Below are 22228 nucleotides of genomic sequence, written 5' to 3'. Positions count from 1 at the left end.
TCCCGATGCTGCTCCTCAGCACGGAAGGTGGGGAGGGGCTTCCTGGCCCCTTCCAGCCGACCCCGGCGCTTGCGGTGTGGACGGTGGTGGTCTTCGCGGTGGTGCTGTTCATCCTCGCGAAGAAGCTCTTCCCGGTGATCGTCCGTGCGACGGCCGACCGCGAGGAGACCATCCGGCTGCAGCTCGCCGAGGCGAAGCAGATGCATGCCGAAGCCCAGGCGGCGCTTGAGGAACAGCGTCAACTGTTGGCTGGCTCGCGTGGCGAGGCGACGGCGATGCTGGCCGAAGCGCGTCAGGCAGCCGAGCGCGAGCGCACGCTGGCCGTGGAGAAGACCCGCGCCGAGCAGGATGAGATGTTGGCGCGTGCGCGCCGTGAGATCGAGGCGGAGAAGTTGCGTGCCGTCGCCGACCTCCGTCGTGAGGCGGTGGATCTGGCGATTGCGGCCGCCGGCAAGGTCGTCGGGCAGTCGCTCGACAGCGCCGCCGACCGCAAGCTGGTCGAGGAATACCTCGGGTCGATCGGGAAGTCGGCGTGAGGGAAGTCACCATCGCCCGCAACTACGCCGAGACGCTGCTGTCGCTGGCGAAGCACGCGGGGGCTCCGGAGGCATGGGGCACCCTGATGGACGAGGCGACCGCGGCACTGGGCACCCCGTCGATCGAGGCGGTGATGATGTCGCCGCGCGTCACCAAGGAGAAGAAGGTCGAGATCATCCGACACGCGCTCCAGGGGGCCCCGACGCCGTTCATCCTCTTCCTCGGCGCGGTCGTCAAGCGCGGGCGGCAGATGCTGCTGCCCCAGATTGCCGACGAATACCGGGTGCTGGTGGACGTGCAGCTCAACCGCGTGCGTGCCGGGGTCACCCTGGCGCGCGACGTCGATGCGCTCACCCGGCAGGTGCTGGTGGAGCGGCTGAAGACGGCGATCGGCAAGGACGTGATCGCGGGCTTCGCGGTCGATCCGTCGCTGCTCGGTGGTGTGGTCGTGAAGATCGGCGACCGCGTCTACGACGGCTCGGTGAAGAAGCGCCTCGCGCAGTTGCGCAACAAGCTCATCAGCCGCTGAGTTCCGCGGTTGGACGGACCCGCGACGCCGCACCCAGCACTGGTGCGGCGTCGCTCGTTTCCGGGTATCCTTCGGGCCATTCCATGACCATCCTGTCCACGCGTTTCCTGCTGATTGCCGCCCTCTGCGCGCCCGCCACTCTCGGGGCGCAGCGGCCGTTTCCGGATGCCTGGTACAACGACGCCGGCGGCCTCACCCTCGGCGTCAGGCTCCGCACGCCACTGACGGAACGCGGTGATCGGCATACCCTCCGCCTCGGCTGGTCGACCGGTCTCCTCTCGCCCCGCGACTCGACGGTGAAGACGCTGCAGGTGTCGCTCACGCTGGAGAATCCGTTCCGGATTCAGCGCCTCGACCTCACGCAACGGATCGACCTCTTCCGCCTCGACGGGCGGAGCGGCGCGTCGATCAGCATCGCACAACGTGACCGCGTCGGGGCCGCTCTCCGGTGGGTCGCGGTGCACGACGATCGCTTCGTCATGAACCCGAACTGGGAAGTTGGCGGCACCATCGAGCTCCCGGTCTGGGTCGAACGCCATGGCACCATCGGCGCGTGGCAGACCCGAGCGCGCGGCACCGTCACCGGTGGCGTCGAGTATCGCCGCCCGGGCGACGGCATCACCACGCGCACGCGCTACGACATGCAGCCGTGGGGCAAGCTGGCGCTCGAGGCCACGGTGCATCGCACGCTCTCCGGCAACGTCGCACTCGCGGTCCGCGGTGCCCATGCGTCATTGTTCAGCGCCGATCCGCTCCTGCCGCAGCGGCGCCTGTTCGTCGCCGGTGCCGACCCCTATGAGCAGCTGGCGAACCCGTTCCTCCGCGCCGACGGCGCGCCGCTGGTGCGTGGCGAGATGGCGGGGCACTGGCACGAGGCGGGCGGCGGCAACCTGCGCGGCTTTGCGCCATCACTCTCGACCAACCACCTCACCTCGCTGAACGTCGAGGTGGTCGCGACCATCCTGCAACCCAAGACGCCGCTCCTCTCGCGCATCGCGATCGTTGCCTTCGGCGATGCCGCTCGACTCGGCGGCGAGCGCGGCGCCGGGGGTGACGGGACGTCGCTGGCGCTGCTGCTTCCGGTGCGCCGCATGCTGCTCGACGCCGGGGCCGGGCTCCGATTCAGCCACCGCTTCTTCGGCGTCGCGTTCGAGAGTCGTCTCGAGCTGCCGTTCTACGTAAACGATTCCCCGTGGGCGGCGTCGGAGCCGATGGACCGCGTCTCGGCGAAGCGCTGGCTGATCGGCATCGCCCCGGTGATCCGATGACCGACTTCGGCGGCGATCGGCGCACCTTCTTCCGCCGCGCCCTCGGCAACGCCATGGAGCAGGTGGCCAAGGCCACCGAAGAGCGAATCGTCCAGAAGCGCTATGTCCGGCCGCCCGGTGCCCTCGGCGAGGTCGGTTTCCTCACGGCGTGCACCCGATGCGGCGCCTGCGCTGCGGCGTGCCCGGCCGGGGCAATTCTGCACGTGCCTGCCAGCGGCGGGCTCGCCGCCGCCACGCCCTATCTCGAGCCGGCGCGGATCCCGTGCATCGCCTGTCCCGACATGCCCTGCGCCGCCGCCTGCCCCACCGATGCCCTCACCGTGCCCGCCAACGGCTGGGCGGGGCAGCGGCTCGGCTGGATCGAGTTTCATCCCGATCGCTGCATTACGTTTGAAGGGAAGGAATGCGGGGTCTGTGTCCGCAGTTGTCCTATCGGGGAACGGGCGCTCTCGCTCGACGAGGACGGCCGCCCCGTGCTCAAGGTCGAGGGATGCGTCGCCTGCGGGGTCTGCGTCCGCGACTGCATCACCGTCCCGTCGTCGTTCACCTTCCATATGCAGGGGTCGTGATGGCCGAAGTGCCGAGGCGCGTCGAGAAGCCGTGGGGCCACGAGCTCATCTGGGCGCACACCGATCGCTATGTGGGCAAGGTGCTCCACGTGAAGGCAGGCCACATCCTCTCGTGCCAGTACCACCACAAGAAGGACGAGACGATGCACGTCTTCTCCGGGGAGTTGATCCTTCGGACCTGGCCGCATGAAGGCGCTGCACCGGTCGAACGGCCGTTCCGTGCCGGCGACTCCGTGCACATTCCCGCGCTGACCATTCACCAGATCGAGGCTGTCGTCGACAGCGACGTGCTCGAGGCCTCCACGCCCGAGCTCGACGACCTGGTGCGCATCAACGACCGCTACGGACGAGGCTGACCTGATGCAGGTGATCATTCCGACCGCAGGGAAGGGCACCCGGCTCCGGCCGCACACGCACCTGATCCCGAAGCCGATGCTGAAGGTCGCCGGCCGTCCGGTGATGGACTGGGTGATGGACAAGCTCGCCGGCCTCGACGTCGAGGAGCTCATCTTCATCACGGGGCACCTCAAGGACCAGGTCGAGGCGCACGCGCGGAGCAGCTACGCCATCCCCTCGCGCTTCATCGAGCAGAAGGTCCAGGATGGCACCGCCGGAGCGATCAACCTCGCGCGGCCGTTCATCCACGGGCCGGTGATGATCATCTTCGTCGACACCGTCTTCGAGGCCGACCTCTCGCTGGCGCAGACCCTCGATGCCGACGGGATCATCTGGGCCAAGGAGGTCGAGGACTACCAGCGCTTTGGCGTGGTGGTGACCGACGCCGACGGCTACATGACCAAGATCGTCGAGAAGCCGAGCGAGCCGATCTCGAAGTTGGCCAACATCGGGCTCTACTTCATTCGCGATGTCGAGGCGCTCTGGGCCGGGATCGATCACGTCCTCGCCGCACCGGCAAACAAGGGCGAGTACTACCTGACCGATGCATTCCAGCACATGATCGAGCACGGCAAGAAGATCCGCACCGCGGAGGTCGGCGGCTGGTACGACTGCGGCCAGCTTGAGACCACCATCGAGACCAATGGCATTCTCCTCGCGCAGGGCGCGGCGAAGCACGGCCCCGTCGGTGCCGATGTGACGATCATCGAGCCGGTGCTGATCGAGCCCGGCTGCACGCTCGAGCGCTGCACCATCGGGCCCAACGTGACGCTCGAGGCGGGCACGACGGTGCGCGATTCCACGGTGGCCAATGCGATCGTCGGTCCCGGCTGCACCATCGAGCGGAGCACGCTTGACCAGGTGATGATCGGCGAGAAGGCGAAGGTCATCGGCTTCACCGGCTCCGGCAGCTTCGGGGCGCATACCGAGGTGCACAGCACATGACGGCCGACTTGACCGCCCTGCTGGCGTCGTATCTCGACCTGGCGCGCCACCTCGATCCGATGCGCCATCCCGACGGAGCCCCCGCCGAGACCCAGCAGCGGCTCGGTCGCTTCGACGCGCCATGGCTCGTGGCGCAGGCCGCCGCGCTCCGCAGTATTGCCCACGCCATCGAAGACCTCGAGGATGTCGAGGCTCTCGACGACGAGGTCGATCGCACGGCACTGCTCGACACCATTCGTGATGACATCCTTGCCCTCGAGGCGGTGACGCAGGCCGAGGCCGCCGATCCGACCCTCCCGCTGCGTCACGCCGTCGATGCGCTCGCCGTGCTGATGGACGAGGGCTTCGACGCCGAGGCGGAAGCCGCGCTGCGCGGCCGGGTCGCGGCGCTGCCGGAGTTTCTCGGCGGCGTCCAGGCCGATCCGCGCCCGATCCCCGATCAGACCGCCGGCGATGCGCTGGCACTCGTGGCCCAGCTCGAGGATCTGCTCGACGAGGCGTCAGAGTACCTCGACGACATCGCCGTCCAGCCTGCGCTGGTCGCGCTGGCCGAGCATCGTCGCTGGCTCGAGACCGAGGCGCCGCGCGGTGGCGAGCCGGGACTCGGCGAGGACGCGCTGGAGCGCCGCCTCGCGATGCTCACGCACGAGCCCGTCGGCATCCGCGGCACCCTCCGCATTCTCGAACTGCGCCGCGCCGGCGTCGAGCGGTCGCTGCACGCCGTGGCGCTGGTGCTGGGTTCCGAGGATCCGCTCGCGCTCGTCACGGAGCTGCAGGAGAACGGCGAGATCGATTTCGAGGAGCTCCCGACCGAGTGGACCGACACCTGGGAGCGGGTGCGTGGCGAGATGGTCACGCTCGGGCTTCCCGCGACGGACGCGCCGTGCACGGAAGATCCCGTTGACGCCTTCGATCGCCACGCGCTCGGTGGCGAGGCGATCCGCGCCCATGCCGAGTTGATGCAGGAGGCGGCACGTGGCGCACTGCCGAGCATCATCCGGCGGGTGCTCGTGGCGCCCGGTCTCGCGATGGGATGGGGGCGGACCGTCTCGGCGCTGGTCCGCACCACCATCGTCGGTGGCAGCGAGGAGCAGCAGCTGATGATGTGCCACCGCGCGCTGATCGAGAGCGCGGCGGCAGAGGTCGACCTGCACCTGCAGGCGCGGCGGATGGACCGCGAGGCGGCCGCCGCGTTCGTGCGCGAGGTCACCGGGCTCTCCGAGGTGGAGGCGCGCCTCGTCGTCCAGGAAGTCTCGTCGCAGCCGCTCGAGGCGCTGTCGGCGGCGCTCTCCCATGAGGCGTGGCAGTCGTGGTACGCCGAACAGGGCGGCGATCCGGTCGCCTTCATCGGGCGGGCACTGCAGGGCGGTGGCCTGCCGGTGCGGCTCGCACGCTGGGCGCTTGGCCAGGACTGACGCACCGCTCCCGCGCCGCGTGCGCGGGCTGTCGCTGGTCTCGGGGCTGAACGACGCCTCGAGTGAAATGGTCTACCCGCTCCTCCCCGCCCTGATCGTCACCACACTGGGCGGGTCGGCTACCTCCCTCGCCGCCCTCGATGGTCTCGCGGACCTGACCGCCGCGCTGCTCCGCCTCCCGGCGGGGAAGCTCGCGGATCGGCGCGAGCGCCGTCCGGTGCTGGTGCTCGGCGGCTACTTGATCGCTGCGGTGGCTCGCGCGCTGATTGCGCTGGCGAGCTCGGTCGGCATGGTTATCGGCCTCCGGATGACGGACCGAGTCGGGAAGGGGCTGCGGTCGCCGGGGCGGGACGCGATGCTGGCCGAAGCGGTGCCGGCGGCACAGCGCGGACGCGCCTTCGGTTTTCATCGCGCCTTCGACCACGGTGGCGCGGTGGTGGGGTCGTTGCTCGGGTGGGCGCTGCTGCAGTACGCCGGGCTCACGCCGCGCGCGGTGATTGGATGGAGCGTGGTGCCCGGGGTGCTGGCGATCCTGATGCTCTGGTGGACGCTGCGTGGCCGGGAGGTGGCGGCCGTCGAGGCACCGCCGGCACCAGCGACTTCCGCCTCCGCTGAGCGCGCGGCCACGGCCGCGTTCTGGCCGCCGATCCTCGCCCTCACGCTGCTGGTCGTCAGTCGCCTCCCCGAGACGCTCCTCCTGCTCCACCTCCAGCAGCACGGCGTCGCGCTGGCGCTGATTCCGCTCGCCTGGGCCGGCCTGCATGTGGTACGCAGTGCCTCGGCGTATCCGGCCGGATGGTTGGTGGACCGGGTCGGCGAACGGGGCGTGGTGGTCCTCTCGGGATCGCTCGCGGCGCTCGGTGCCTGGGCACTGGGGGAGGCGCGGACGCCCGTCGCGATGATGGCGGTCTTCCTCGCCTTCGGGCTGGTGACCGGGATCGGCGAGCCCGCGGAGAAGAGCACCGTGGCGCGGCTGGCGCCCAAGGGGGCAGGGAGCGCCTTCGGGCAGGCGCAGGCGGTGACCGGCGTCACGTCGCTCGCGGCCGCGCTCCTCTTCGGCATGGTGGTCGACGCCCAAGGGACGGCGGCCGCGCTCTGGCTCTCGGCCGTGGCCGGCGTCGGTGCGACGGCTGCATGGTGGCTGGTGACGCGCCCAGCAAACAAGTAAGCCGTACAACGAAATCAGCTATCAGTGGCCGTGCCTCGCGCAATACCGCTCGCATGCTCATTTTTTGACATTTCATAAGACGTGCAACGATACTTGCACCAAGGCGCGCGCCGGTTAGCTTGGCCCCATTCGTGGTGGCCAAGTGGGCCACCCAGCCTCACCCTCTCGCGCCAGGACTCCCCCGTGACGGACATCTCGCCCAACGACCGTGTCGACGCCCTCTTCGGGGTGGACACCTTCTCCAAGTCGGTGATGCAGAAGCGGCTCCCGAAGGCCGTCTACAAGTCGTTGCTCCGGACGATCGACCAGGGCGAGCCGCTTGATCCGCAGGTGGCCGACATCGTCGCCGCCTCGATGAAGGATTGGGCGGTCGAGCGCGGGGCGACCCACTTCACCCACTGGTTCCAGCCGCTGACCGGCCTGACCGCCGAGAAGCATGACTCGCTGGTGTCGCCCGACGGCATGGGAGGTGTGATCTACAACTTCTCCGGTGCCGACCTGACGCAGTCGGAGCCGGACGCGTCGTCGTTCCCGTCGGGCGGCCTCCGCGGCACCTTCGAGGCGCGCGGCTACACGGCGTGGGACCCGACCTCGCCGGCGTTCCTGAACCGGAACGGCAAGGCGGTCACCCTCTGCATCCCCACCGGCTTCGTCTCGTGGACCGGCGAGGCGCTCGACACCAAGATCCCGCTGCTCCGCTCGATGGAAGCGCTCTCCAAGCAGGCGATGCGGATCCTCCGCCTCTTCGGCTCCGACACCGGCGTCTCGCGCGTCCTGACGACCCTCGGCCCCGAGCAGGAGTACTTCCTGGTCGACAAGGAGCTCTTCTACCGCCGTCCCGATTTGGTGACCTGCGAGCGCACGCTCTTCGGGGCGCGGCCGCCGAAGGGGCAGCAGCTCGAGGATCACTACTTCGGGGCGATCCCGGCCCGCGTGCTGGCGTTCATGGCCGAGGTCGAGGAAGAGCTGTTCCGCGTGGGCGTGCCGGTGAAGACGCGCCACAACGAAGTCGCGCCGGGGCAGTATGAGTTGGCGCCGCTCTTCGAGGTGTCGCACATCGCGTCGGACCATCAGATGGTCACGATGGAGATCCTGCGCCGCGTCGCCGAGCGTCACGGCCTCAAGGCCATCCTGCACGAGAAGCCGTTCGCCGGCGTCAACGGCAGCGGCAAGCACAACAACTGGTCCATCGCCACGGACACCGGCGTCAACCTGCTCGATCCGCAGGATGACACGCACACCAACATGCAGTTCCTGGTCTTCCTCTGCGCCGTGATCCGCGGCGTCGACATCCACGCCGACCTGCTGCGCGCCTCGATTGCCGCGGCCGGCAACGACCACCGCCTCGGCGCCAACGAGGCGCCGCCGGCGATCATCTCGATCTTCCTGGGCGAGATGCTCTCCGACATCCTGGCGCAGGTCGAACAGGGCCTCCCGAAGCGCACCATCAAGGGCGGCACGATCGACCTCGGCGCGAAGTCGCTGCCGCAGATCCCGCGGCACTCGGGCGACCGCAACCGCACGTCGCCGTTCGCCTTCACCGGCAACAAGTTCGAGTTCCGCGCGGTCGGCTCGACCGCCTCGGTGGCATGGCCGACGATGGTCTTCAACGCCATCGCCGCGGAGTCGCTCGACTTCATGGCGACCGAGCTCGAGAAGGCCGCCGGCAACAACCCGACCCCGGCCAAGCTGCAGACCGCGGTGCTCGGCGTCCTGAAGAAGGTCCTCAAGGAGCACAAGCGGATCGTCTTCGATGGCGACGGCTACTCGCAGGATTGGCACAAGGAGGCGGAGAAGCGCGGCCTGCCGCACCTCCGCGATTCGGTCGAGGCGTTTCCGGTCCTCAAGGCGAAGAAGACCGTCGACCTCTTCAAGAAGTACGGCGTGCTGAACAAGGCCGAAGTCGACTCGCGCTACCACATCTCGGTCGAGAAGTGGGTCAAGCAGCTGACGATCGAGGCGGAGATGATGGTGTCGATCGCCCGGACGCAGATCCTTCCGGCGGCACTGAAGCACCAGACGCTGATCGCCGAGGCGGCCACGGCCACCGAGGCCGCGGGCGTCGACTGCGAGGATACGGTGCAGTCGCTTGAGCACTTCACCGGCCTCGTCACTGCATTGCGCACCTCGCTTGCCGCCCTCGATGCGGCCGTCGCCCACGAGGACGCCGACCCGATCAAGCACGCGCAACAGATCAAGGTGAAGGTCCGCCCGGCGATGGCCGACCTGCGCAGCGCCGTGGACACGCTGGAGACGCACGTCGACGCGGGGCTGTGGCCGATGCCGACGTATCGGGAGTTGTTGTTTCTGAAGTAACCGGCGAACCGCGAACGGCGAACCGCGAACCGCGCTGAATGGTGAGGGGTGAGGAGTGAGGGGAAACAGCCCCTTACCCCTCACCCCTTACCCCTTACCCCTCACCGCTGTTCGCCACCGGTCGAGTATGACAGGGCTCTGACATTGCGGCCGCTCCCGACCGCGTAGTGTGCAGCACGCTCCCTCCGCCGATCCCCGAGACCCGAGTCGATCCCATGCCGCACCGCCTGGTCATTGCCCTCGCCGCCGCCTGCTTGCTGCTCCCGCCGCTCGGGGCACAGGCCCCGGCGACCCCGCGTCCCAAGGGCGCCACCGAGCTGCGTGCCGATTCGCTGCTTCGCGCCGGGAATCCGGTCGAGGCGGAGCGGCTCTATCGGCAACTGGCGCAGGCCGACAGCACCTTGCTCCGTGCCTGGTATGGGGTGGGGAACGCCGCAGTGGCGCAGCAGCGGATCGCCGAGGCGGCCGAGGCGTTCGAACGGGCCGCAGTGGGCGGACGCCTGGTCGCCGCGGTCTACAATGCGGGTGCGATGCACAGTCGCCTGGGCCACGTCGACGCCGCGATGGCGTAGGGTTGGTGAGTGGGACGTGTCACCGAGCAGTGCGCCGGGGGTGGCGGCCGGACGGAGTTCGGTGCAGCGCGTCAGTGGTGGCTGCGCACTGCTGGAGAACTGGACGGCCAGCAACGGCTCCGTGGGGAAGAGCCTCAACGCCTTCAACAAGGCCACGGGGCAGTGGCAGCAGTACTGGGTGGGACAAGGGGGCGGGGTGGTGGAATTTCGCGAGAGTCGCTGGGATGGCCCGACGCTGGTCTTGCGCACCGTCGGTGGGACGCCGTGGCAGCGCCTGAGCTTCACCCCCTTGGACAGCATGACGGTGCGCCAGTTCGGCGAGACGTCCAGCGACAGCGGCAAGACCTGGCAGGTGGGTTACGACTTCCGCTACCGGCGCCGCCCCTAGCAGGCGCGCCGCTCAGCAGCAGCGGTTCGGTCCGCCCTCGTATCGCGCCTTGAGATACACCTCGAAATATTCCCGCTCACTCGGCAGTGGCATCCCCGGATGCGCCTGCCGCACGTGCGCGCAGTACGCCGCGTAGTCGGGCATCCCGAGAATGCGTCGTACAGCACTGAAGACCGCATTGAGCGTCATGGAGCCGCCGGGAGCTGATGATCGATCATCGATGATCGATCATCGATGATCGATGATCGTCTCGTCCATACGCGGACTCCGCTCACCACCACCGCCCACGTCACCAGCACGAAGGCCGCGACGAGCACGGCGTTGATCCGGTCGTTGAGGATCAGCCGCGACGCGGTGCTCTGGACCATGGTTCCATTGGCGGCGTCGGTGGCGAGCTTGGAGGCGTGCGCCAGGAATCCGATGCGCGGATCGGTGTGGAAGAGCTTCTGCCAGGAGGCGGTGGTGGTGACCAGCAGCACCCAGCCGAGCGGGAGGATGGTGGTCCAGGCGTAGCGCGCGCGACCGCTCCGGATGATCAGCGTGGTGGCCACCGTGAGCGCGACCGCGGCGAGCAGCTGGTTGCTGATGCCGAAGAGCGGCCAGAGGGCGTTGATGCCGCCGAGCGGGTCCTGGACCCCCTGCAACAGGAACCATCCCCAGGCGGCAACGATCGCCGCCGAGGCCAGGACGGACGCGGGGTACCACGAGGTGCGGCCCAGCGGCTTCCAGACGTGACCGGCGAGTTCCTGCACCATGAAGCGGCCGACGCGGGTGCCGGTGTCGACGGTGGTGAGGATGAAGAGCGCCTCGAACATGATGGCGAAGTGATACCAGAGCGCGGTGAGCGACGGACCGAACGCGCCCGCGAAGACCTGCGCCATCCCCACGGCCAGTGACGGCGCACCACCGGTGCGGGCGAGCAGCGAACTCTCCCCCATCTGCGCGGCGAGGGCCTCGAGTTGTCCCGGCTCGAGGACGAATCCCCAGCCGCGAATCGTCACGATCGCGGCGTCGATGTTGCCGCCGAGGATCGGCAGCGGCGCATTCATCGCGAAGTAGACGGCCGGGTCGAGCGACGCCGCGGCGATCAGCGCCATGATCGCGACGAACGATTCGGTGAGCATCGCGCCGTAGCCTATCAGTCGCGTGTCCGTCTCGCGGTCGACCATCTTCGGCGTGGTGCCGCTCGCCACCAGCGCGTGGAAGCCGGAGATGGCGCCGCAGGCGATGGTGATGAAGCAGAACGGGAAGAGCGACCCGGCGAAGATCGGCCCGCTGCCATCGGTGAAGCGGGTGAGCGCGGGGAGGCGGATCTCGGGCAGGGTCAGCAGGATGCCGAGCGCCAGCGCGACGATGGTGCCGACCTTGAGGAAGGTCGAGAGATAGTCACGCGGGCAGAGCAGCATCCAGACCGGAATCACCGAGGCGATGAAGCCATAGGCGATGATCCCCCAGCCGATGGTGAGGCCGTCAGCGGTGAACATCGGCGCCAGCGTCGGCGACGCGGCCACGTAGCGGCCGCCCACCAGCGCGGCCATCAGCATGATGATGCCGAAGATCGAGGCCTCGACCGTCTTCCCCGGCCGCCAGACCTTCATCCAGAAGCCCATGATCAGCGCGATCGGAATGGTGCAGAGGATGGTGAAGACGCCCCACGGCGAGTGCTCGAGCGCGCGCACCACCACGAGGGCGAGCACCGCGAGGAGGATCACCATGATGGCGAGAATCGCGACCATCGCGAGGATGCCGGTGGTCGCGCCGAGTTCTTCCTTCGCCATCTGGCCGAGCGACTTGCCATCCTGGCGCATTGAGCCGACCAGGATCACGAAGTCCTGCACCGCGCCGCCGAGGATCACGCCGATGATGATCCAGAGGGTGCCGGGGAGGTAGCCGAACTGCGCGGCGAGCACTGGCCCGACCAGGGGACCTGCGCCGGCGATCGCGGCGAAGTGGTGCCCGAAGAGGACCCACTTGGTGGTCACCACGAAGTCGCGCCCGTTGGCGTGACGGTGCGCCGGCGTGACCCGCGCATCGTCGAGCGCCATGACGCGGCTGGCGAGGAAGCGTGAGTAGAAGCGCCAGGCGATCAGGTAGGAGCCGATCGCCGCCAGCAGCAGCCAGGCGGCGGAGATGGTCTCGCCGCGATGCAGGGCGATCGCACCCCACCCGGCCGCGCTGGCGAGGGCGGCGACGATCCAGAGGATGTTGGGCATGGCGGTGAAGGTAGCGCGGGCCCCGGAGCGGCGCGAGGCTCGGCTGCTAGCGCGCGGTCAGCGCCGCGACCGTCTCGTCGACCCATCGCGCCATTGGCGGACGCATCCGCACGGCCGACGCGTTGACCATCAGCACGACGGTGATCTTCGATGCGGGGTAGTAGCGCAATTCGGTGAGGTAGCCCGGGAAGAAGCCGCTGTGACCGCGAACCGGGCCGGCCGCCGTGCTGTCACGGAGGATCATCCCGAGCCCGTAGCTGGTGCCGGCGCCGAGCATCCGCGCCGGCGTCCCGTGTGTCGCCTGGGCGAGCAGCGAGTCGCCGTGAATCGCGCCGCTGAAGTAGGCCGCTCCCCAGCGTGCCGCATCGGCCGCGCTCGCGGCATAGCCACCGCCGGCGCCCTCGAACTGCGGGTTGACGATCATCACGCCACCGTCGAGCATCGCGTCACGGCCACCGAAGGGATTCTGCGCGCCGGCATAGCCCTGCACCACGCCGGGGAGGCGGCGCGCATCCGAGGGGAGCGTGTTCGCCAGCTTCATCGGGACGAGGAAGCGGTGGCGGATCTCGTCATCGATCGGCTTGCCGGTGATGCGCTCCAGCACGAGTGCGAGCACAAGGTAGTTGGTGTCGGAGTAGTCCCATCCGGCACCGGGGGCGAACGGCGGCGTCGCGCCATGCAGGTAGCGCACCTGATCGCGCGGATCCCAGACCCGGTCGGGGTTGCTCGTGAGCGCGGCGGTGAACTCGGGACGGAACTCGTAGCGGACAATCCCCGAAGTGTGCGTCATCAACTGGCGCACCGTGATGCTGGTGGCGTGTGCGACCGAGTCCCACCATCCCTGGCCACCGACGTACCGACTCACCGGGGCATCGAGCGAGAGCTTTCCCTCGCGCACCAGCTGCATCGCCACCGCGGCGACGTAGCTCTTCCCCACGCTGCCCATGAGCAGCCGCGCGTCGGGGCGCATCAGTTGCTTCAGCGCGGTGTCCGCCATGCCGCTCGCGATCGCGATCACGCGCCCATCGGGGAAGGCGACGCCGAGCACCGCGCCGGGGATGCCGGTTGCGGTGCGGTAGCTGTCGAGGCGGGCCTGCAGGGTGCGCTCGACCGTGTCCTGCGGGGCGAGCGTGGCGAGCGCGAGGAACAGGAGAGGAGTCATGCCCGAAGGATACGACGGGGGCCGGGGCCGGGTTTCCCCGACCCCGACCGCCGCCGTCACTTCGTGGTCGGTGCCGCCGTGACGAGGCCCCGGGCCGAGCCGATCCACTCGACCGCCATCCCGCGGGCTGCGAGGCGGGCCACGAGCGCCGCCTGCTCGGCCTGGTGCATCGGAGCGCCCGCCGCCGGCAGGTAGAGCCACTTCAGGGTCGGTGAATAGACCGCCATCGCGCCGACGAGGTCGGGCGCGGTGAAGGGCTCGAGCCAGAGCGAATCGCTGCCGATCCGGACCCAGCGCGGCGTGGCCACGACCGTTCCCGCGGCGGCTCGCCCGGTCACGCGCCGGATGATCGGCGCCGCGCCCGGTGCGACGTAGAGCGGGGGCGTTGCGCGGGTGAACCAGCGGGCGCCGCCATTCGAGGGCGACGGGATGGTGGCGATGCCCGCCCCGACCGGAACGCCCGGTGCCACCTTCGCGAGCCAAGCGGTGACCAGCTCGACCGCACCCTCGTGCTGCGCCGTCTCCATCAGGACCCACTGCCCGCCGATCTGCACCGCGCCCGGCGTACCGAGCATCGGCGGCGTGGTGGCGAAGCGCTCGCGCACCACCTTTCCCATGGCGGCGACGTCGACTTGCCACATCGGGCGGTGTTCGGTGGCGAGGTAGACCCGAGCGAGCGAATCGCTGATGGCGAAGGAGTCGGCAGGGGCCGGCGCATTCACCGCCATCGCGAGCACCGTCATCCGCTTGTAGGGCACGCCGAGCCGGCGCACGTCGCGCTGGCGCGGCAGCAGCACGCCGGATGCCACCCGCTGCCATCCCGAATACCAGAACTCCACCTCGTGCCGTCCCCACGGCGCGAGGCCGAAGTCGGCGATCTCGTCGGCGTGGAAGCGCACCATCGTCGGCAGCGCATCGGTACGGCGCACGAAGAGCGTGGCGGGCCAACCGTCGACCGTGGCGTGCAGCCGTGCGTGCGGCGCTCCGTCGATCGTGGTGTCGGCCAGCTGGCGCAATGCGGGATCATGGCGCAGCTGGAGCACCAACCGCTCCGGTGCGAAGGCAAAGAGCTCGCGCCGCTCGTCGACGTAGGCGAGGTTGAGCGCCCCCCACGTGGGGGCGGCGTTTGGCGCCGCCGGCATCAGTCGCACGGCAATGGTGTCGCGCACCACGTCGACGATCCCTGTCGCGGGCCCGCCACCGAGGAACTGGCGCGTGTTGCGCCAGGAACCGGTGGCGTAGTCGCGCAACTCGACGTTCCGCTCGTACGACGGCAGGTCCGCAAAGGGGCGATTCGCGAAGGTGGTACGCGCCCACTGCGTCATCATGTCGAGCCGGAGCGAGCGGATGCCACGGAGCGCCGAGTCGCCACCCATGCGGGCGATGGTGCGGTCGAGGAGCGCGGCGGCAGGTGCCGGCACCTGCGCCGAGCCGACGAACGGTATTCCAACAAGCAGGAACTTCAGGAGCAGGGCGGTGCGCGACATGTCGCCTCAAGGGTGAGAAGGTGCACCGAGATTTCGACGCCTCGACCGCTGCGCTCAACACCGCGTGGGGTGGATCGCGTCCTCGCGGGACGAATCGCGTCCCGAGGGCCGCATTTCGGCGCTAGCTTGTTGGCATGGCCTCCCCCGAACGCTCCCTGCCCCGTGCGCCCCGCACCGCGACCTGGCTGCTCCTAGCCGTCTTCGGCGCGCTGACGCTGCTGACGGCGGCGCAGGGCTATCTCTCCCGCAAGGCCTCGGGCGAGGCCGCTCCGCTCGGCGATGTCCTCGCCGTCGGCGCCGCGGCCTGGGTCGGATGGCTCTGCCTCGCGCCGCTGATCATCTGGCTGGGTCGCCGGGTGCCGTTCACGCGGGCGACCTGGCTGCGGGCGACCCTGATCCACGCCGTTGCACTCACCGTCTGCTACGTCCTCTCCGTGACGGCGCTGATCTGGATCTCGATCACGCTGCTCGCCCCGACGGAAGCGATGACGCGCGAGATGATCACGCGCACGCTGCTCACCTCCTCGCGATTGTCTCTGGCGATCTTCACCTACGTCACGATCCTCGCGCTCGATCATGTCCTGCTGACGCGCGAGGCGTTGCGGCTCCGCGAGCTGCAGGCCACCCGGCTCGAGGGCCAGGCGACGCAGGCCCGTCTCGATGCGCTCGCCGCACGGCTCGAACCGCACTTCCTCTTCAACGCGCTGCAGTCGGTGAGCGCGCTGATCGACAGCGACCCGGTCCGCGCCCGCACCATGGTGGCACAGATCGGCGATCTCTTGCGGGATGCACTCGCCGCGCCCGAATCGGGCGAGGTCCCGCTGCGCGAGGAGCTTCGGCTGCTCGGCCGCTACCTCTCGATCGAGGAGACGCGCTTCGCCGACCGATTGCATGTCGAGTGGGCCATCGCCCCCGAGGTCGAGGCGGTGATGGTGCCGCGCTTCGTGCTGCAACCGATCGTCGAGAATGCGCTGCGCCACGGCCTCGCGGTGCAGCCCGAGGGGGGCCGCCTCCGGATCACCGCCCTGTCTGAGCCGCACCGCCTGCGCCTCGTCGTCTGGAACGACGGCGTCCCGCTCCCTGCGGCGCTGCGTGAGGGAGTGGGCCTCGCGACGACGCGGGAGCGACTCGCGGCGCGCTACGGTGCCGCCGCCTCGCTCACGGTGCGTGCCGCCCCCGAGGGCGGCGTCGAGACGGTGATCGAGGTCCCGGCATGAGCACCATGCGCGTGGTCGCCGCCGACGATGAGCCCCTCCTCCTCGCCGACCTGGTGCGGTTGCTCACCGCGCTCCCCGAGGTCGAGGTGGTGGGGCAGGGGAAGAACGGCCTCGAGGTCCTCGATCTCGTCGAGCGCCATCAGCCCGACGCGCTCTTTCTCGATATCCGCATGCCGGGGCTCGACGGCCTCGGCGTCGTCGCCGAACTCGACCCCGCCCAGGCCCCCGCCGTGGTCTTTGTCACCTCGTTCGACCAGTACGCCGTCCAGGCCTTCGAGGCACAGGCGGTCGACTACCTCCTCAAGCCCTTCGACCCGGCCCGGCTGGCCAAGGCGGTCGATCGGGTGCGGGCTCGGATCGGCCGGGACCAGGGCGAGGCGTTGGCGCGCAGCATTGCCGCGCTGGCCGCACAGCGGGCACACGCGCCGGTTGAATACCTCGAACGGATCGCCGCGCGCGGGGTGGGCCGCACCACCGTGCTCGAGGTCGGCGACATTCGCTGGATCGAGGCGGCCGACAACTACGTCCGGCTGCACACCGCCGACGGCGTCCACCTCTCCCGCCGGACCATGCGCGACCTCGAAGTCCTCCTCGACCCGAAGCGCTTCGCCCGGATCCACCGCTCGACGATCGTGGCCCTGCGCCTGGTCCGCGAGCTGCGCCCCCTGGGCGACGGCGACCAGGAACTCCTGCTGGAAGGCGGCAGCCGGCTGGTCCTCACCCGCTCCTACCGTGAGGCCTTCGAGGCCCGGTTTGGCGGGGTGGCCTGACTCCACCTGCGTTTTTCAGATCTCCTCGGCACTGCCCGCCGTTGCCGAGCGCCGCTTCGCCCCGTAGCTTCGCTGGATATGTCCCCATACCCTGGCGCCGCCCCCGATCCCTGGTCGGCTGCCCTTGCCGCGTCGGTCGCCGAGCCGATCCCTGAGACTGAACCCCGCCCCGCGGCAGTTGAGGCCGTGACGCCGGGGCGCGTCGCCGTGGTCACCGGCGGCGCCACGGGCCTTGGCCGCACCATCGCCCTTGAGTTCGGCCGCCTGGGGTATCGGGTCGCCTTCTGCTGGTTCGAGATGGGAGGGCGCGACGTCGAAGCCACCGCCCTGATGACCGAGGCCACCCTCACGACGATGGGCGCCGAGGTCTATGCCGCGCGCTGTGACGTGCGGGACCGGGACCAGGTCGATGCCTTCATCGCGGAGGTGGTCCGCCGCTTCGGAACCGTCGACTGCCTCGTCAACAACGCCGGCATCGCTCGCGACGGCGCGCTGTGGCGGATGACCGAAGAGGCGTGGACCACCGTTTTCGACACCAATGTGGCTGGCGCCTTTCACTGCGTGGCGGCCTGCGCTCCCCACTTCCGCCGACAGCATTGGGGCAAGGTGGTCAACATCTCGGCCCACCAGGCGGCGCGCCCCGGCTTCGGCGTTGCCAATTACGCGGCGAGCAAGGCAGCGCTCGAGGGGTTCACCCGTGCGGCCGCGGTCGAACTCGGCCCCTCAAACGTCAATGTCAATGCGGTGGCCCCGGGCTTCGTCCACACCGAGCGCCTCGACGAGCTGCCCTCGGACGTCATCGAGCGGGCCCAGAAGCGTGCTGTCCTCGGTCGTCTGGCGGAGCCGGAGGATGTTGCCGCGGTGATCGCCTTCCTCTGTTCCGATGCGGCACGCCACGTGACCGGGCAGGTCATCGCCGTAGACGGCGGGCTCTCGCTGGAATAGCTTTCCGCGGTGAAATTCCCCGCCGCCCACCATCGCGCGCTCCGACTCGCCGCCACGCTCCTGCTCGTGGCGGCGCCTGCCTGCGCGCAAGCGACGAAAGAGGGGAAGGAACCGAAGACTCCTCCCGCGCCGGCATTGTTGTTGTCCCCGCTCGCCGGGCAGTCGATTCCGGTCCTGCCAGTGACCTATCTCGTCGCCGATTCGGCCTCCGGTGTCGGCATGCCGGCCGAGTTGCACGCGCGGTTGCGCTGGGCCGACTCGCTGGTCGGCGAAGTGCTGCAGATGCGCGGCCCCGAGGTGACGTGGTTGCTTGGCGACGAGCTGCGCCGCGTGGCGCGCCGCGCCCCGGGGACCATCAACGATCCCGACAAGATGGGGCAGGCGATGCTTCGGGCCGACGGCCTCAAGCGGATCCCCGATCCACTCTTCTCGCAGCTCCGCATGCTCGCCGCATTGACCAACGGCCGTCAGGTGATGGTGCCGGCGGCGGTGCGGTTCCAGTCAGCACCCGGTGGCATCCGCGCCGAGGTGGTGCTGGTGCTGGCCGATGCGCGCAGCGGCGCGCTGCTCTGGCGCAGCACACCGTTCGCGATTGCCGCGACGCCGGCGGCAGCACTGGCCGCTGCCGTCGCCAGGATCCTCCCCGATTTCAACTGAGTCCATGACGCACTCCATCACGCTCATCCCCGGCGACGGCATCGGTCCAGAAATCACCGACGCCACGCTGCATGTGCTCGCGGCCACCGGCCTCTCGTTCGCGTGGGACCGTCAACTCGGCGGGATGGCGGCGGTCGAGGCCACCGGCGACCCGATGCCCGAGGCGACGCTCGACTCGATTCGGCGCACCAACCTGGCGCTGAAGGGGCCGCTGACGACGCCGGTCGGCGGCGGCTTCCGCTCGGTCAATGTCGCGCTCCGGAAGGAGTTCGCCCTCTACGCCAACGTCCGCCCCGCGAAGACGATCGTGCCGGGCGGTCGCTTCGATGGCATCGACATCGTGCTGGTGCGCGAGAATCTCGAAGGGCTGTACATCGGGCAGGAGCGCTACGTCGAGGTCAATGGCGATCCGCACGGCCAGGCGGAATCGGTGGCCGTGGTCACGCGGGTCAACTCGGAGCGCGTGATTCGCTACGCGTTCGAGTACGCGGTGCGCCATGGTCGCAAGAAGGTGTCGCTGGTGCACAAGGCGAACATCCTCAAGTTCACGACGGGGCTCTTCCTCGAGATCGGCCGCGAGATCGCCAAGGAGTACGAGGGGCGCGTTGCGTTCAACGACTTGATCGTCGACAACGCGGCGATGCAGCTGGTGCTCAAGCCGGAGCAGTTCGACGTGATCGTCACCACCAACCTCTTCGGTGACATTCTCTCCGACGAGATCAGTGGCCTCGTGGGTGGCCTCGGCCTGGCGCCCGGTGGCAACATCGGCGAGAAGGCGGCGATCTTCGAGGCCGTGCACGGTTCGGCGCCAGACATCGCGGGGCAGGGGCTCGCCAACCCGTCGGCGCTGATCCTCGCATCGGCGATGATGCTCGATCACCTTCGTGAACACGCCGCGGCCGACCGGGTCCGTCGCGGACTCGTGGCCACGATCGTGGCCGATGGGGTCCGCACCCGTGACCTCGGCGGCAGCGCATCCACCGAGGAGTTCGGCCGTGCCGTCGCCGCTCGGGTGGCCTGAGGTCCCTTGCAGTGATTGCGGGCGACGGGTGCCCGACATCGATTTCAATGAACGGTGCCCGGACTGCCAGAAGCGCTGGCGGCGTCGGGTCACGCTGGTGGCCCGCCGGGCGGCCCTGCTGGCGGGAGCGGTCACGGCGGCGTGGAGCCTGACACGCCCAGCGACGTCTCCCGAAGGCCAGTGGTATGCCGTGATCGCCGTCCCGGTGGTCGCCGTCCTGGTTTACAAGATTGCCGGCCGTGTGGCCGAGGAGCTGCAGCGATGACCCGAACCCTGCAATTGGCGATGCTCGCGCTCGTGGCGCCGGCGATGGTGGTGGCGCAACAACCGGCGGACGCTTCATCCGTCACCCTCTTCAATTCCGGACGCGTGCTGATCCGCCGTACGCTTCCCGCCGCGATCGCCGCCGGCACGTCGACGGTGTCGTTGCCGCTCGGGATCTTCGAGCCGGCATCGTTGATGTTGCTGGAGCCGGGGGTGAAGCTCGGCCGCGTGAGCTTTGACGGTGCGTCGACCGAAGAGGCGCTGCTGCGGCGGCACGTCGGCGAGACCTTCATGATCGACCAGCAGGTCGGCGCGGCCCACAGCATCATCAGCGCCAAGCTGCTCGCGCTGCAGCCCGAGCGCTGGCAGATCGGCGATGCGGTCGTGTTCGGGCGCCCCGGCCAGATCCGCTGGGAGCTGGCCCGCGTCCCGGCCACGCCGGTCACCGATCTCACGCTGACGAGCGATCGTGCGCGCAGCGGCGTCAAGATGATGTACGCCACGAGCGGCGCGTCATGGGGCGTCTCCTATTCGCTCATCCTGGGCGCTGCCGGCCGGATCGAAGGCGCGGCAGCGATCATGAGCGGTACGCTCGACCTGGCGAATGCCGAGGTGCAGCTGCTCGCCGGGGATATCGGGGTGCAGGCGCCGAGCCCGTCGCCGCGCGCCTATGCCATGTCCGCGAAGAGTGTCGCAGTGAACTCCTTCGAGGATGCCGCGCCGTCGCAGGAGGCGGTTGGCGAGGCGCGGCTCTACACGTTGCCGGGGCGGATCACCTTCACGCCGGGGACCCAGTTGGTGACGCCGCTCTTCGATCCGACGCCGGCGCGCGCCGAGCGGCGCTTCACGGTGTCGGGTGGCATTCCGTTCTGGGGCGGCTTCGCGCAGGAAGAGGACGAACGCGAGGTGCCGGTCGCGGTCACGTACCGTCTCGAGCGGAAGCTCGGCACCACCTTCGGCGACCTCCCGCTCCCGGCTGGTGGCGTGCAGGTCTTCGATACCGACAAGGCGGGGCGGCTGCAGCTCATCGGCATGGGCGCGATCGGCCACACCGCACCGGGTGAAGAGCTCAACGTCTCGACCGGGACGGCGTTCGACGTGACCGCGAAGCGGACGCAGACCGCGTTCACCACCACGCGTGGCACGGCACCCAACACCAGTCGCACCATCGCGATGGCGTCGTATCGTGTCGACCTGCAGAACGCCAAGGATTCGGCGGTGGTGGTCGAGGTGCGCGAAGATCGCGGCGGCGAGTGGTCGATCGTCGAGAGCTCGGTGCCGGTGCAGAAGCGCTCCGCCACCCGCGCCGTCTTCCCGGTGACGGTCCCCGCCAAGGGGAAGGCGACGCTGACCTACCGCGTGCGTGTGGTCTGGTGATGCGGCGGGCGGTGGTGGGCCTCGCGCTGTTGATCACCGGACTCAGCGCTGCGCTGCCTGCGCAGCGGCCGATCGTCACGATCGCCTCGAACGGGATCGTGCGGGTGTCACAGCGGCTGCCGATCGGGTTGCCGGCAGGGCGCTCGGAGCATCGAGTGGTCCTGCCTGGTGCGATCGCGGTGTCACTTGTGAGCGCCACCGATGGCGTCCAGATCACGGAGGTACGCCGAGAGCTGGTGTTTGATGGGATCGAAGCCCTGCGCAAGTCAGTCGGTCGCGAGTTCGAATTTGCGCAAGCTGACGGTACCACACTCAAGCGTCGGCTCGTTGGTGTGAATCCCGAACGATGGAGCCACCCCTCTGGTGCGATCGATGTCGCCCCGTCAGGAAGGATGCTCTGGCCCGCAGATATCCTCGCCCCGATCGAGGGGCTGCTGGTCACCTTCGCGTGCGATCGAGCGCGGCAGGGGCTGACGGTCGAGTATGAAGTGCCCGGCAGCGCATGGGTCGCGTCCTACGAGCTCCGTCTCGGAAGTGCATCATCGCTGAGGGGAACCGCCGTCCTAGGCACCGGGGCGTTGCGGCTAGATACCTCAACGGTCCGACTCCTCGCCGGGGACCTGGGTTATGGCGCACGCACACTCCCCAGTCTCAGCGTGCGGTACCCGGATCTGAGTGATGGCGCGATGGCCGGCCTGCTGCCGATCGACAACGTCTCGCGAGTCCTTCAAGCCCAGCCGGGCCGACGCGACGAAGCGAACACCTACATCGACGGTGTGCCCGTTTCCGCCGGGTCGACGTTAAGCGGGCAGGTCTATCGCTATGAGTTGCCCTCGCCGGTCGTCTTCCTGCCTGGTAGGGAGCTGGCGGTGCCGTTGCTTGCGCAACAGCGGGTAACGCCCATCCGAAGTCTCTCCACCGGCGGTGCGCTCCCACCCAGCGGCGAAGTTGAGTTGGCTCCGGGCACCCAGTCGCTGCGTGTCCTCGTCAGCTACGAAATCTCGCGACGCTC

Annotated in this window: 23 protein-coding genes; 19 read left to right on the top strand and 4 right to left on the bottom strand. The window is 69.3% G+C overall.

Going from position 1 to position 22228, the window contains the following annotated elements:
• The first annotated feature begins 5 nt into the window (after positions 1-5).
• From atpF to IPP98_05935, 11 genes are all read left to right on the top strand, one after another.
• Positions 6-536, top strand: coding sequence for a F0F1 ATP synthase subunit B (gene atpF / locus IPP98_05985; GenBank protein ID MBL0178666.1), 531 nt, complete (start codon positions 6-8; stop codon positions 534-536).
• Positions 533-1066, top strand: coding sequence for an ATP synthase F1 subunit delta (gene atpH / locus IPP98_05980; GenBank protein MBL0178665.1), 534 nt, complete (start codon positions 533-535; stop codon positions 1064-1066). Before atpF ends, atpH begins: the two co-directional genes overlap by 4 nt.
• Positions 1067-1149: 83 nt before the next feature.
• Positions 1150-2334: a hypothetical protein gene (locus IPP98_05975; GenBank protein MBL0178664.1), complete on the top strand. Its 1185-nt coding sequence runs from the start codon at positions 1150-1152 to the stop codon at positions 2332-2334.
• Positions 2331-2903 carry a 4Fe-4S binding protein gene (locus tag IPP98_05970; GenBank protein ID MBL0178663.1) on the top strand — a complete coding sequence of 191 codons (573 nt, stop codon included), beginning with the start codon at positions 2331-2333 and terminating at the stop codon, positions 2901-2903. The genes IPP98_05975 and IPP98_05970 overlap by 4 nt, the downstream gene beginning before the upstream one ends.
• Positions 2825-3259, top strand: coding sequence for a cupin (locus tag IPP98_05965; protein MBL0178662.1), 435 nt, complete (start codon positions 2825-2827; stop codon positions 3257-3259). Before IPP98_05970 ends, IPP98_05965 begins: the two co-directional genes overlap by 79 nt.
• Before the next feature lie 4 nt (positions 3260-3263).
• On the top strand, positions 3264-4244 hold the full coding sequence (locus tag IPP98_05960) for an NTP transferase domain-containing protein (protein MBL0178661.1): 981 nt from the start codon (positions 3264-3266) through the stop codon (positions 4242-4244).
• On the top strand, positions 4241-5659 hold the full coding sequence (locus IPP98_05955) for a hypothetical protein (GenBank protein ID MBL0178660.1): 1419 nt from the start codon (positions 4241-4243) through the stop codon (positions 5657-5659). The genes IPP98_05960 and IPP98_05955 overlap by 4 nt, the downstream gene beginning before the upstream one ends.
• Positions 5646-6827 (top strand): MFS transporter, encoded by a 1182-nt coding sequence (locus IPP98_05950; protein MBL0178659.1) that lies wholly within the window; start codon positions 5646-5648, stop codon positions 6825-6827. Before IPP98_05955 ends, IPP98_05950 begins: the two co-directional genes overlap by 14 nt.
• 252 nt (positions 6828-7079) lie before the next feature.
• Positions 7080-9143, top strand: coding sequence for a glutamine synthetase III (locus IPP98_05945; GenBank protein ID MBL0178658.1), 2064 nt, complete (start codon positions 7080-7082; stop codon positions 9141-9143).
• Positions 9144-9358: 215 nt separating this feature from the next.
• Positions 9359-9715 carry a tetratricopeptide repeat protein gene (locus IPP98_05940; GenBank protein ID MBL0178657.1) on the top strand — a complete coding sequence of 119 codons (357 nt, stop codon included), beginning with the start codon at positions 9359-9361 and terminating at the stop codon, positions 9713-9715.
• Between the two features lie 16 nt (positions 9716-9731).
• On the top strand, positions 9732-10103 hold the full coding sequence (locus IPP98_05935; protein ID MBL0178656.1) for a hypothetical protein: 372 nt from the start codon (positions 9732-9734) through the stop codon (positions 10101-10103).
• 12 nt (positions 10104-10115) lie between these two features.
• Here IPP98_05935 and IPP98_05930 read toward each other — a convergent pair whose 3' ends face one another.
• Genes IPP98_05930 through IPP98_05915 form a run of 4 tightly spaced genes read right to left on the bottom strand, consistent with a single transcriptional unit; the run spans position 10116 to position 14965 of the window.
• Entirely contained in the window at positions 10116-10292 is a 177-nt protein-coding gene (locus tag IPP98_05930) for a YbdD/YjiX family protein (GenBank protein ID MBL0178655.1), read from the bottom strand.
• Positions 10289-12316, bottom strand: a complete 2028-nt coding sequence (locus IPP98_05925) for a carbon starvation protein A (GenBank protein MBL0178654.1) — start codon at positions 12314-12316, stop codon at positions 10289-10291. The genes IPP98_05930 and IPP98_05925 overlap by 4 nt, the downstream gene beginning before the upstream one ends.
• Before the next feature lie 46 nt (positions 12317-12362).
• Positions 12363-13478 (bottom strand): beta-lactamase family protein, encoded by a 1116-nt coding sequence (locus IPP98_05920; GenBank protein ID MBL0178653.1) that lies wholly within the window; start codon positions 13476-13478, stop codon positions 12363-12365.
• A gap of 56 nt (positions 13479-13534) precedes the next feature.
• Positions 13535-14965, bottom strand: a complete 1431-nt coding sequence (locus tag IPP98_05915) for a hypothetical protein (protein ID MBL0178652.1) — start codon at positions 14963-14965, stop codon at positions 13535-13537.
• A gap of 134 nt (positions 14966-15099) precedes the next feature.
• Here IPP98_05915 and IPP98_05910 point away from each other — a divergent pair, with 134 nt between their 5' ends.
• From IPP98_05910 to IPP98_05875, 8 genes are all read left to right on the top strand, one after another.
• Positions 15100-16182 (top strand): histidine kinase, encoded by a 1083-nt coding sequence (locus IPP98_05910; protein MBL0178651.1) that lies wholly within the window; start codon positions 15100-15102, stop codon positions 16180-16182.
• Complete coding sequence (locus tag IPP98_05905; protein ID MBL0178650.1) at positions 16179-16952, top strand: response regulator transcription factor; 774 nt, start codon at positions 16179-16181, stop codon at positions 16950-16952. The genes IPP98_05910 and IPP98_05905 overlap by 4 nt, the downstream gene beginning before the upstream one ends.
• A gap of 78 nt (positions 16953-17030) precedes the next feature.
• A complete protein-coding gene (locus tag IPP98_05900) occupies positions 17031-17897 on the top strand; it encodes an SDR family oxidoreductase (protein MBL0178649.1) in 867 nt (288 codons plus the stop codon).
• A gap of 9 nt (positions 17898-17906) precedes the next feature.
• Entirely contained in the window at positions 17907-18554 is a 648-nt protein-coding gene (locus tag IPP98_05895) for a hypothetical protein (GenBank protein MBL0178648.1), read from the top strand.
• Positions 18544-19575 carry an NAD-dependent isocitrate dehydrogenase gene (locus IPP98_05890; GenBank protein MBL0178647.1) on the top strand — a complete coding sequence of 344 codons (1032 nt, stop codon included), beginning with the start codon at positions 18544-18546 and terminating at the stop codon, positions 19573-19575. The genes IPP98_05895 and IPP98_05890 overlap by 11 nt, the downstream gene beginning before the upstream one ends.
• Before the next feature lie 28 nt (positions 19576-19603).
• The gene (locus tag IPP98_05885) at positions 19604-19840 is read left to right on the top strand and encodes a hypothetical protein (protein MBL0178646.1); all 237 of its coding nucleotides are present in this window, start codon (positions 19604-19606) and stop codon (positions 19838-19840) included.
• The gene (locus IPP98_05880; protein MBL0178645.1) at positions 19837-21216 is read left to right on the top strand and encodes a hypothetical protein; all 1380 of its coding nucleotides are present in this window, start codon (positions 19837-19839) and stop codon (positions 21214-21216) included. Before IPP98_05885 ends, IPP98_05880 begins: the two co-directional genes overlap by 4 nt.
• 14 nt (positions 21217-21230) lie before the next feature.
• On the top strand, positions 21231-22228 hold a 998-nt coding region (locus IPP98_05875), incomplete at its 3' end, for a hypothetical protein (GenBank protein MBL0178644.1).

Source organism: Gemmatimonadota bacterium (assembly GCA_016720805.1).
Lineage (GTDB): Bacteria > Gemmatimonadota > Gemmatimonadetes > Gemmatimonadales > GWC2-71-9 > Palsa-1233.
This window is presented reverse-complemented; position numbering and strand designations above follow the sequence as displayed.